Origin of the sequence: Actinophytocola xinjiangensis, assembly GCF_001921215.1 — a bacterium.
In the GTDB taxonomy this organism is placed as follows: domain Bacteria; phylum Actinomycetota; class Actinomycetes; order Mycobacteriales; family Pseudonocardiaceae; genus Actinophytocola; species Actinophytocola xinjiangensis.
The window spans coordinates 1-9,859 of sequence record NZ_MSIF01000051.1; the positions used below are offsets into that span (position 1 = coordinate 1).

At 70.9% G+C, this 9,859-nt stretch carries 9 protein-coding genes and 1 pseudogene; 3 read left to right on the forward strand and 7 right to left on the reverse strand.

Annotated features, from left to right (window positions below; genetic code table 11):
• Positions 1–125: 125 nt before the first annotated feature.
• The 5 genes from BLA60_RS41590 to BLA60_RS41610 form a co-directional block, all read right to left on the reverse strand.
• Positions 126–2,168 (reverse strand): PhoX family protein, encoded by a 2,043-nt coding sequence (locus tag BLA60_RS41590; protein ID WP_075138620.1) that lies wholly within the window; start codon positions 2,166–2,168, stop codon positions 126–128.
• Between the two features lie 144 nt (positions 2,169–2,312).
• Positions 2,313–4,340, reverse strand: coding sequence for a PhoX family protein (locus BLA60_RS41595; RefSeq protein WP_075138621.1), 2,028 nt, complete (start codon positions 4,338–4,340; stop codon positions 2,313–2,315).
• Between the two features lie 92 nt (positions 4,341–4,432).
• Positions 4,433–5,188, reverse strand: a complete 756-nt coding sequence (locus BLA60_RS41600; RefSeq protein ID WP_075138622.1) for a hypothetical protein — start codon at positions 5,186–5,188, stop codon at positions 4,433–4,435.
• Positions 5,188–5,715: a sigma-70 family RNA polymerase sigma factor gene (locus tag BLA60_RS41605; RefSeq protein ID WP_075138623.1), complete on the reverse strand. Its 528-nt coding sequence runs from the start codon at positions 5,713–5,715 to the stop codon at positions 5,188–5,190. The genes BLA60_RS41600 and BLA60_RS41605 overlap by 1 nt, the downstream gene beginning before the upstream one ends.
• 37 nt (positions 5,716–5,752) lie before the next feature.
• Positions 5,753–6,418, reverse strand: a complete 666-nt coding sequence (locus tag BLA60_RS41610) for a lactate utilization protein (protein WP_075138624.1) — start codon at positions 6,416–6,418, stop codon at positions 5,753–5,755.
• Positions 6,419–6,527: 109 nt separating this feature from the next.
• On the opposite strand from BLA60_RS41610, the gene BLA60_RS41615 reads away from it, so the two are divergent.
• Complete coding sequence (locus tag BLA60_RS41615) at positions 6,528–6,896, forward strand: winged helix-turn-helix transcriptional regulator (RefSeq protein ID WP_245812517.1); 369 nt, start codon at positions 6,528–6,530, stop codon at positions 6,894–6,896.
• Position 6,897: 1 nt separating this feature from the next.
• Here BLA60_RS41615 and BLA60_RS41620 read toward each other — a convergent pair whose 3' ends face one another.
• Together BLA60_RS41620 and BLA60_RS41625 are read right to left on the reverse strand one after the other, a co-directional pair.
• The gene (locus BLA60_RS41620; protein ID WP_075138626.1) at positions 6,898–7,992 is read right to left on the reverse strand and encodes an inositol-3-phosphate synthase; all 1,095 of its coding nucleotides are present in this window, start codon (positions 7,990–7,992) and stop codon (positions 6,898–6,900) included.
• Between the two features lie 83 nt (positions 7,993–8,075).
• Complete coding sequence (locus BLA60_RS41625) at positions 8,076–8,648, reverse strand: PadR family transcriptional regulator (protein ID WP_075138627.1); 573 nt, start codon at positions 8,646–8,648, stop codon at positions 8,076–8,078.
• Positions 8,649–8,889: 241 nt separating this feature from the next.
• On the opposite strand from BLA60_RS41625, the gene BLA60_RS41630 reads away from it, so the two are divergent.
• Both BLA60_RS41630 and BLA60_RS41635 read left to right on the forward strand, forming a co-directional pair.
• Positions 8,890–9,294: a DUF5318 domain-containing protein gene (locus BLA60_RS41630; RefSeq protein WP_075138628.1), complete on the forward strand. Its 405-nt coding sequence runs from the start codon at positions 8,890–8,892 to the stop codon at positions 9,292–9,294.
• 70 nt (positions 9,295–9,364) lie between these two features.
• Positions 9,365–9,859 (forward strand): annotated as a pseudogene (locus BLA60_RS41635) (hypothetical protein); the annotation flags it as partial.

Here is a 9,859-nt window from a genome sequence, read left to right on the forward strand (position 1 = left end):
CCGGCCTCACCCACACGGGCACATCCCGTGAGGCAACGAACCCACCCACGCGGGCATCTTGACATGAGGCAACGGGGCTCAGCGGTGTGGCCTGTGGACAACTCGGAGTGTGGTTGGGGTGATGGTCACCGCGTGCGGTAGACCGCCACGACCGAGGGGCGGGGCTGGCTGTCGCCGCCGTCGGGCCAGTGTGAGAGCGGGTTGTCGGCGCTGGCCCCGTCGACCTCGCCGGGGTGCTGCACGGACACCAGCACGTGGTCGTCGTCGATGATCGGGCCGCAGGTCTCGGCGCCGGCCGGCACGGTGAGGAACTGTTTGACGTGTCCGCGTTCCCGCCCGGCGACCGGCACGGCGAACAGGCCGTCGTTGTGGCCCAGGGCGTTGCCGTCGGTGGAGATCCACAGGTTGCCGGCGCTGTCGAAGGCCAGGTTGTCCGGGCAGGAGATCGGGCTGACCTGCGACTTGTCGTAGCCGGCGAAGTAGGTGTCCGGCGAGTTCGGGTCGCCGCAGACCAGCATGAGCCGCCAGGAGAACCGGGTGCCGGTGTTGTCGCCCCGGCGTTCCTCCAACTCCAGGACGTGCCCGTGCTTGTTGGCCACCCGGGGGTTGACCTCGGTGGCGCCCTCGCGGCCGGCTTGGCCCCGCTGGGTGTTGTTGGTCAGCGCCGCGTACATCCGCCCGGACTTCAGGCTCGGTTCGACGTCCTCCGGGCGGTCCATCTTCGTGGCCCCGACCGCGTCGCCGGCCTCCCGGGCGAACACGTAGACCTCCTCGGCCGTCATCCCGTCCACGAAGGACCGGTCGTTGCGGGCCAACGGGATCCACTCGCCGGAGCCGTCGAACTCGCCGTCGGCGGGCAGCGTGCCGGAGCCGTCGATCTCCTCCGGCGGGCTGTCACCGGTGAACCGGGCGACGTAGAGCGTGCCGGTGTCCAGGAGCTTCTTGTTGTGCTCGCGGGCGAACCGGCCATCGCCCTTCTTGAACTTCCCGTCGGAGACGAACTTGTACAGGTACTCGAACCGCTCGTCGTCGCCCATGTAGGCGACCACCCGGCCGTCGCGGGCGACGATCACGTTGGCGCCCTCGTGCTTGAACCGGCCCAGCGCGGTGTGCTTGACCGGGTTGGACCCCGGCTCCAGCGGGTCGATCTCCACGATCCAGCCGAACCGGTTGGCCTCGTTGGCGTCGCGCGCCAGGTCGAAGCGCCGCTCGAACCGCTCCCACTTGCGTTCGGTGGTCCCGGCGGGGAAGCCGTAGCGCGCCAGCCGCGCCCTGGCCACCGGGTCGGTGACCGCGTCGGCGTTGCCGAAGTACTGGTTGACGTTCTCCTCGCCGGACAGGATCGTGCCCCACGGCGTCAGCCCGCCCGAGCAGTTGTTCATCGTGCCGAGCACGACCACGCCGTCCGGGTCCGCCGAGGTCGTGAGCAGGTCCGAGCCGGCCGCCGGGCCGCGCACGTCGAACGGCGTGTTCATGGTGATCCGGCGGTTGTAGTGCCTGTCGAGGCGCACCGCCAGCCGACCGCGCCGGTCCTGGTCGAGCGCCACCACCGACAGCCCGTGCGCGGCCAGCCCGATCTCGAACTGCTCGCGGGTCGGGTCGTCGGCGTCCCAGCCGAGGAACATGAACGACTCGCTGGTGTACTCGTGGTTGTTGACCATGAGCCAGCGGTCGCGTGTGCCGGGCACCCGCACCAGTGCGCAGTAGTCGTTGTTGAAGCCGAACTGGGCGGACTGCGCGGCGGCGGTCTGGTTGGCGAAGTCGAACTCCGGCGCGCCGGGCAGGATCGGGTCCCCCCAGCGGATCAGCACGTCCTGCTCGTAGCCGGTCGGCACGACCACCGCGTCCAGGTCGTTGGGCGCGACCGGCTCGAAGTCCAGACCGAGCGGATGCGTGCGCGGTGCCGCCGGCGCCGGGGCGGCGGCGGCCGTCCCGGACCCGACGACCCCCAGCCCCGCGCCGGCGACCGCCACCACCGCACCGGCCTTGAGCACCTTGCGGCGGTCGAGGACCTGGCCGACGACGTCACCGAAGTACGGGTTGTCCGAGGTGTTCGGCGCCTCGTGCGAGCAGGCGTCGCCGCAGCGGTAGCGGCAGGTCACGGCGGCCCGGCCCGCCGGGTGGGTGGGCAGCAGGGGCAACAGCCGGGACTTGTCGGTGGGGAGCACGCGTAACCTCCTGGGTCAGGTGGGAACTCGCTGACCGTAGGAGAGTGACTACCGACCGACAAGTGCTGGTGGGGCCGCGTCCACCGGTGGCCACCTATTGCCCACTGTGGACCCACCGGGGACACGGCCGCCTGGCGCAACCGGTTAGTGCTTCCAGACCGCGACGACCGACGGCCGGGGCTGGCTGGTGCCACCGTCGGGCCAGTGCGACAGCGGGTTGTCCGCGCTCGCCCCGTCCAACTCGCCCGGGTGCTGCACCGAGACCAGCACGAAGTCGTCGGTGACGACCGGCCCGCAGGTCTCCGCGCCGTGCGGCACGGTCAGGAACTGCTTGACGTGCCCGCGCTCAGGGCCGGCGACCGGCACGGCGAACAGGCCGTCGTTGGTCGACAGCGCGTTGCCGTCGGTGGAGATCCACAGGTTGCCGGCGCTGTCGAACGCGACGTTGTCCGGGCAGGAGATCGGGCTGACCTGCGACTTGTCGTAGCCACCGAAGTAGGTGTCCGGCGAGTTCGGGTCGCCGCAGACCAGCAGCAGCTTCCAGGAGAAGCGGGTGGCGGTGTTGTCGCCCCGGTGCTCCTCGATCTCCAGGACGTGGCCGTGCTTGTTGGCCGCGCGCGGGTTGGGCTCGGTCGGCCCCTCCTTGCCCGGCTTGCCGCGGTCGGTGTTGTTGGTCAGCGCGGCGTAGATCCGGCCGGTCCTCGGGCTCGGCTCGACGTCCTCGGGGCGGTCCATCTTGGTCGGCGCGACCGCGTCGGCGGCCTGCCGGGTGAACACGTAGACCTCCTCGGCGGTGAACCCGTCGACGAACGACCGGTCGCCGCGCGCCAGCGGGATCCACTCGCCGGCGCCGTCGAACTCGCCGTCCTGCGCGCCGTCGCCGGTGAGCCGGGCGACGTAGAGCGTGCCGGACTCCAGCAGCGTCCTGTTGTGCGCGCGGGCGTGACGGCTGTTGCCGCGCTTCATCTTCTTGTCCGAGACGAACTTGTACAGGTAGTCGAACCGCTCGTCGTCGCCCATGTAGGCGACCACCCGGCCGTCGCGGGCGACGATCACGTTGGCGCCCTCGTGCTTGAACCGGCCGAGCGCGGTGTGCTTGACCGGCGTCGAGTCCGGCTCCAGCGGGTCGACCTCGACGATCCAGCCGAACCGGTTGGCCTCGTTGGGCTCCCGCACCAGGTCGAACCGCCGGTCGTGGTTCTCCCAGCGCCGGCCGGACGCGCCGCCGGCCAGGCCGTAGCGGGCCAGCCGCGCCTTCGTGACCGGGTCGGTGACCGCGTCGGCGTTGGCGAAGTACTGGTTGAAGTTCTCCTCGCCGGACAGGATCGTGCCCCAGGGGGTGACGCCGCCGGCGCAGTTGTTGAGCGTGCCGAGCACCCGCCGCCCGCGCGGGTCGGCCGAGGTCCGCAGGTGCCGCGAGCCGGCGGCCGGGCCGGTGAACGCGAACTCGGTGCCGACGGTGATCCGCCGGTTGTAGTGGCGGTCCAGCCGGACCTCCAGCCCGCCGCGCCGCGCCTTCTCCACCACGACCACCGACAGGCCGTGCGCGGCCCACGCGGTCTCGACCTGCTCGCGGGTGGGGTTGTCCTCGTCGTAGCCGAGGAACATGTGGGTCTCGGTGGTGTACTCGTGGTTGCTGACCATCAGCCAGGCGTCGCGCCGGCCGGGCAGCGGCACCAGGCCGCAGAAGTCGTTGTTGTAGCCGAACTGCTGGGCCTGCGCGGCGGCGGTCTGGTTGGCGAAGTCGAAGCGGGGGGCGCCGGGCAGCACCGGGTCGCCCCAGCGGATCACGACGTCCTGGTCGTAGCCGGCGGGGGCGACGATCCGGTCCTCGGTGTTGGGCGCGACCGGCCGGAAGTCCAGCCCGGTCCCGTGCCCGCTGCCGTGTCCGGGGCCGTGTCCGCTGCCGTGCCCGTTGCCCTTGCCGTGGGCGGTCGCGGTCCCGGCGCCCACGGCCAGACCGGCGCCGGCGACCGTGAGCACCGCCCCCGCCCGCAGCAGCCGGCGCCGGCCGACCTGCGCGACGACGTCGGCGAAGTACGGGTTGTCCGAGGTGTTCGGGACGTCGTGCGAGCAGGCGTCGCCACAGCGATAACGGCAGGTGACCGAGGACCGGCCGAAGGTGTTGGTGGTGGGCAGCAACGGAAGGAGCCGGGGCTTGTCGGCAGACACGCGATCCTCCAGATCAGTGGGAACGCGCTGACGCTAGGCCGGCAAGACCAGCGGAAATCGCCGCCGAGATGAACGCCCGGCGAACAACGGCCCTAGGTGATGGCCTCCTCGAGGACGTTGCCGGCGCTGTCGTACGCGGTGTAACCGAACCCCTCGGTCGGCCCCGCGAAATCGGCGAAGACGAAGCCCCGGCCCTTCTCGACAGGGGCCACCCCGACGAGTTGGTCGTACCTCGTCCAGGCCGGCAGCAGGCTCCCGTCGGCCCGCCGCACGTCCAGCCGCGCGACCTCGGGCGCGAGGAGGAAGACCATCCGGTCGGTCAACTCGGCCCGGACCGCCGCCGGCATCGGGAGATCGACATGGCCCAACGCCCTGCTCTCCACGACGTGCGCGATCCCCCACGCCGGCATCGGCTCACACGTGTCCTCCAGCGTGGGCGGGTTCTCGTAGCGGCCCTCCAGGACGTAACACACCTCGCCGTCGTGGTTGATCGCCACCATGAACTGCCGGAACGGCGCGCCTTCCCCGCTCCAGCCGATCGAGGAGCGGGGCGTGCGGTAGGGCCAGGGGATGTCGCCGAGGTTCGTCGACTCCGGCGGGGACGTGGTCACCGAGGGCGCTGCCCCTCCTGTGCCGATCCCTGTCGTCGGGGGGGAGTTGCCGCTCAGGGCGACCGGTACCGCCACGGCAGCGGCGACCACGACGGCCGCCGCGGCCGCTGCCCACACCGGGGAGCGGGGGCGGCCGGTGAGCCGGCGGGTCAGGCCGGCGCGGGCGTCGGGGGTGGTGGGGACCTCGTCGGCCAGGTCGTGCAGTGCGCAGCGCAGCCGGTCCTCGATGTCGGGCATCAGCGTTCCTCCTGTTCGGGCCACGCCTTGCGCAGGTTCGCGAGCGCGTGGCTGGTGGTCGCCTTGACCGTGCCCACGGCGATGCCCAGCGTGTCGGCGATGGCCCGCTGGTCGAGGTCGAGCCAGTAGCGCAGCACCAGCACCTGCCGCTGTCTGGCCGGCAGGGTCGCCAGCGCCGCCCGCAGCCGGTCGCTCTCGTGCCCGGCGAGCACCCGTTCCTCGGCCGACGCCGCGTCGGCCGGGCGTTCGCGCGGCGCGCGGCGCGCGACCCGCAGGTGCCGCAGCCGCGACCGGGACAGGTTCACCACCGTCGCGCGCAGGTAGCCGGCCGCCTTGTCGGCGTCGGTGAGCGTGTGCCAGCGCGCGTGCAGCCGGGCGAACGACTCCTGGGCGACGTTCTCCGGGTCGTCGGCCCCCAGCAGGTACGCCAGCCGTTTCATCGCCTCGAAATCCGACTCGAACAGCGAGTCGAACCCCGCACCGGGGTCGGTGCGGGGTTCCTCGACACCCTCGGTCGCCGTGTTCACGACAGCATGACGCCCACCTGGGGAACGGGGTTTAGCCCTAGTAGCCGATCTCCTCACCGACGAGCACCACGGTGCACCGATCGGGGGTGAACTCACGTTCCAGGATGAGCGTCTTGCCGATGAACGACTCGGCGCCCTGCCGCCGCCACCGGTCGTGCTCGCGCGGGTAGCTGTAGGTCCGCACCCGGCGCAGCGCCGTGTCCAGGTCCGGCACGACCTTCTGCGCGCCGACCACCCACACGACCTTCTCCGCGCCGGCCGCGTAGGGCGCGAGCTGACTGCCGCTGGCCGACACCGCGACCAGCACGCCGTCCTCGGTCACCGCGTGCACGCTGCCCAGCACCACGTCCGGCGCGGCCCCCAGCCGGATCTGGGCCCGCAGGTCGGCCGGGTCGACCCCGGCCAGCTCCGCGCGCAGTGACCGGAACTCGCCGGAGTCGTCCACGTCCGCCATCAGCCCCGACTCGACCAGGGTCATGCTGGCGGCGGTGAACACCGGCCGGTCACGCGGCAGCAGCTCGTGGACCAGCGCCCGCGCGTCGGCGACGGTGTCCACCACGTGGGCGGTGTACCCGCGCCCGGTCAGCCCCTTGGCCGCCCGCGACAGCTGCTCCGGCCCGGCCGGTACCGCGAACGACTCGTCGACCGGCAGCGGCTCGATGCTCGGCTCGATGCTCGGCTCGATGCTCGGCTCGATGCTCATGATGTCCCCTTCGATGGTGGTTCTCTTTGGTAACTGACCCCATCTTCAGGAACTATGGATCCCGGCGACAGAAGGCACTTCGTTCTGCCTCAGGCACCTGGAGGTAACCGTGCAGGTATCCGACCCCGAGGTGGCGCGGCTGTGTGAGGCGCGACAGATCCTCAACCGCGTCGGCGACAAGTGGTCGATCGCGGTGATCTACGCGTTGGACGGCGCCACCCTGCGGTTCACCGAACTGCGCCGGGAGGTCCACGGCATCAGTCAGCGCATGCTGACCGCGACCCTGCGCACGCTCGAACGCGACGGCCTGGTCCGCCGCACGGTTCACCCGGTCGTGCCACCCCGGGTCGACTACGAGCTGACCGACCTCGGCAACACCCTGCGCGGCACCGTCTGCACGCTGATGACCTGGGCGGTCAACCACGCCGACGACATAGCGAAGGCGCGCGCCGAGTACGACGCGCGCCCCGCCTCCTGACTCAGCGCTCGAGCTCGCCGCGGATGAACTTCTCCACCGCGTCGTAGGCCTGCGAATCCGAGTACTGCTCGGGCGGCGACTTCATGAAGTAGGACGACGCCGACAGGATCGGCCCGCCGATCCCCCGGTCCAGCGCGATCTTCGCCGCACGGACCGCGTCGATGATCACCCCGGCCGAGTTGGGCGAGTCCCAGACCTCCAGCTTGTACTCGAGGTTCAGCGGCACGTCACCGAACGCCTTGCCCTCCAGCCGGATGTAGGCCCACTTGCGGTCGTCGAGCCACGGCACGTGGTCCGACGGGCCGATGTGCACCGACGCCCGCTCCATCTCGTGCGGGATCTGCGAGGTCACCGACTGGGTCTTGGAGATCTTCTTGGACTGGAGCCGCTTGCGCTCCAGCATGTTCATGAAGTCCATGTTCCCGCCGAAGTTGAGCTGGTACGTGCGCAGCAGCTCCACCCCTCGGTCCTCGAACAGCTTGGCCAGCACCCGGTGGGTGATGGTCGCGCCGACCTGGGACTTGATGTCGTCGCCCACGATCGGCACGCCGGCCTCGGTGAACCTGGCCGCCCACTCCGGGTCCGAGGCGATGAACACCGGCAGCGCGTTGACGAACGCCACCCCGGCGTCGATCGCCGCCTGGGCGTAGAACTTGTCCGCCTCCTCCGAACCGACCGGCAGGTAGGAGACCAGCACGTCGACCTCGGCCTCGCGCAGCGCGGCCACCATGTCCACCGGCCGCTCGTCGGACTCGGTGATGATCTCGCGGTAGTACTCGCCCAGGCCGTCGAAGGTGTGCCCGCGCTGCACGGTCACGCCAAGCGGCGGCACGTCGCAGATCTTGATCGTGTTGTTCTCGCTGGCCACGATCGCCTCGGACAGGTCGCGGCCGACCTTCTTGGCATCCACGTCGAACGCGGCGACGAACTCGACGTCGCGCACGTGGTAGTCGCCGAACTGGACGTGCATCAGACCGGGAACGCGGGTGGCCGGATCGGCGTCGCGGTAGTAGTGCACACCCTGGACCAGCGACGCCGCGCAGTTGCCGACGCCGACGATGGCCACCCGAACACTGTGCCGGCGCTGTTCGCCCATGCCGGTTCTCCTTCTCGCTGTGTGTCGCGACCCCTCCCGGATCGCGAAGGTCCTCTGCTCAGGTCGGCGTTGACCTGTCGGCGTCACGGTTCGACGCCGTCCTGCCGTTCCTTCTGTTCCCGCTGTTCGGTCGCGATCAGCTCGTTGAGCCAGCGAACCTCCCGCTCGCTGTGCTCGAGGCCGAGCCGGTGCAGCTCCCGGGTGTAGCGGTCGATCTGTTCGCCCGCGCGCGCCACCGACGAGCGCAGGCCCTCCCGGCGTTCCTCGACCCGCCGGCGGCGGCCCTCCAGGATGCGCATCCGGATGTCGGCCGGCGTGCGGGAGAAGAAGGCCATGTGCACGCCGAAACCCTCGTCGTCGAAGGCCTGCGGCCCGACGTCGGCGAGCATGTCGGCGAAGCGTTCCTTGCCCTCGGCGGTGAGCTCGTAGACGCGCTTGGCCCGTTTTCCCCAGGTCCTGGCGTCATTCCTGGCACTCGCCTCCTCCGGCGTCTCCTCCACGATCAGTCCGGCCTTGAGCAGCCGGCGCAGCGTCGGGTACAGCGACCCGTAGGAGAAGGCCCGCAGCGTGCCCAACAGGTCGGACAGCCGTTTGCGCAGCTCGTAGCCGTGCATCGGGGCTTCATGCAACAGCCCGAGGATCGCGAACTCGAGCACCGGTGCCCTTTCTCGTCTCTGTACCTACCACTCCACTATATCGCGCCGATACATCAGTGCGCCGAACTCGCGGCGGCGTGGCCTTGATCACGAGCGAGTCGCGAGGAAACGGCGAACGCGCACGTAGATCGTCCGTGATCGCTGGTCAGATCACGGCTGCAACGCAGAGTGGCGACACGCCCGCGAGGCGTATGCCAAACAGCGTCTCGACGTGGTAACGGCGCCGCGTACGCTGTTGGGCGTGCGAACCCAGCGACAGGTGGTCGACTACGCGTTGCAGCGCAAGGCGCTGCTCGCGGACGTGTACTCCGGTCGCCTCGGCACGATGGAGGTCTGCGACGCCAACCCGTACCTCGTCCGGGCAGCGAGGTTCCACGGGGCCCCGAGCGACGTGACCTGTCCCGTCTGCCGCAGGGAACCAGTGACGAAGGTGTCCTGGGTCTATGGTGACGAGCTGAAGCACGCCTCGGGCTCGGCGCGGGCCCCGGAAGAGCTCGCCAGGATGGCGAACCTCTTCGAGGAGTTCACCGTCTACGTAGTAGAGGTATGTCGCACATGTGGATGGAACCACCTGGTGCAGTCATACGTCCTGGGGACGCGTGGACTCGACACCCCGAAGCCACGCAGAAGGACCGCGGCGGAGTGAACCACCACCCCGTCGAGCATGACCACCGCACGGCGCGACCGCCCAGCGCGCCGCTCTGGGAGGCCGTTTCGTGAACGACCACAGCAGCCACCGGCGACGCAGTCAGCCGGCGTGGCCGACCGGCGACGACCCCGACGCGTCCCGTCGCGCCAAGCCCGGTGAGGAGCGCACCGGCTTCTGGAGCCCCCTGTGGGAGGACGACGAGGACGACTCGTCGCGCCACGGCCGCTCCAACGGCACGTCCAACGGGCACTCGAACGGGCACTCGAACGGCCGGTCCAACGGGCATGCCAACGGGCACTCGAACGGGCATGCCAACGGCCGGTCCAACGGCAACGGGCACGCGAACGGCAGCGGGCACGCGAACGGCACCCGGTCCAACGGCCGGGCCGCCCACCGGCTGCCCGACGCCGACGGCGCACACCGCCCCGAGCCCCCGCGCTCCGGGCGTCACGGCGCGGCCCCCGCCCAGCCGGCCTGGCCGACGGAGACACCAGCGGCGACGCCCCCGGGCGCCCCGAAGTCCCGGCCGACCGAGGCGGCCTGGCCGACCGAGGAGCCGCCG

Excerpts from the sequence above, each read along its gene's own strand:
- BLA60_RS41620 (WP_075138626.1), bottom strand. The coding sequence starts at position 7,992 with ATGGGCGAACAGCGCCGGCACAGTGTTCGGGTGGCCATCGTCGGCGTC.
- BLA60_RS41600 (WP_075138622.1), bottom strand. The coding sequence starts at position 5,188 with ATGCCCGACATCGAGGACCGGCTGCGCTGCGCACTGCACGACCTGGCC.
- BLA60_RS41610 (WP_075138624.1), bottom strand. The coding sequence starts at position 6,418 with ATGAGCATCGAGCCGAGCATCGAGCCGAGCATCGAGCCGAGCATCGAG.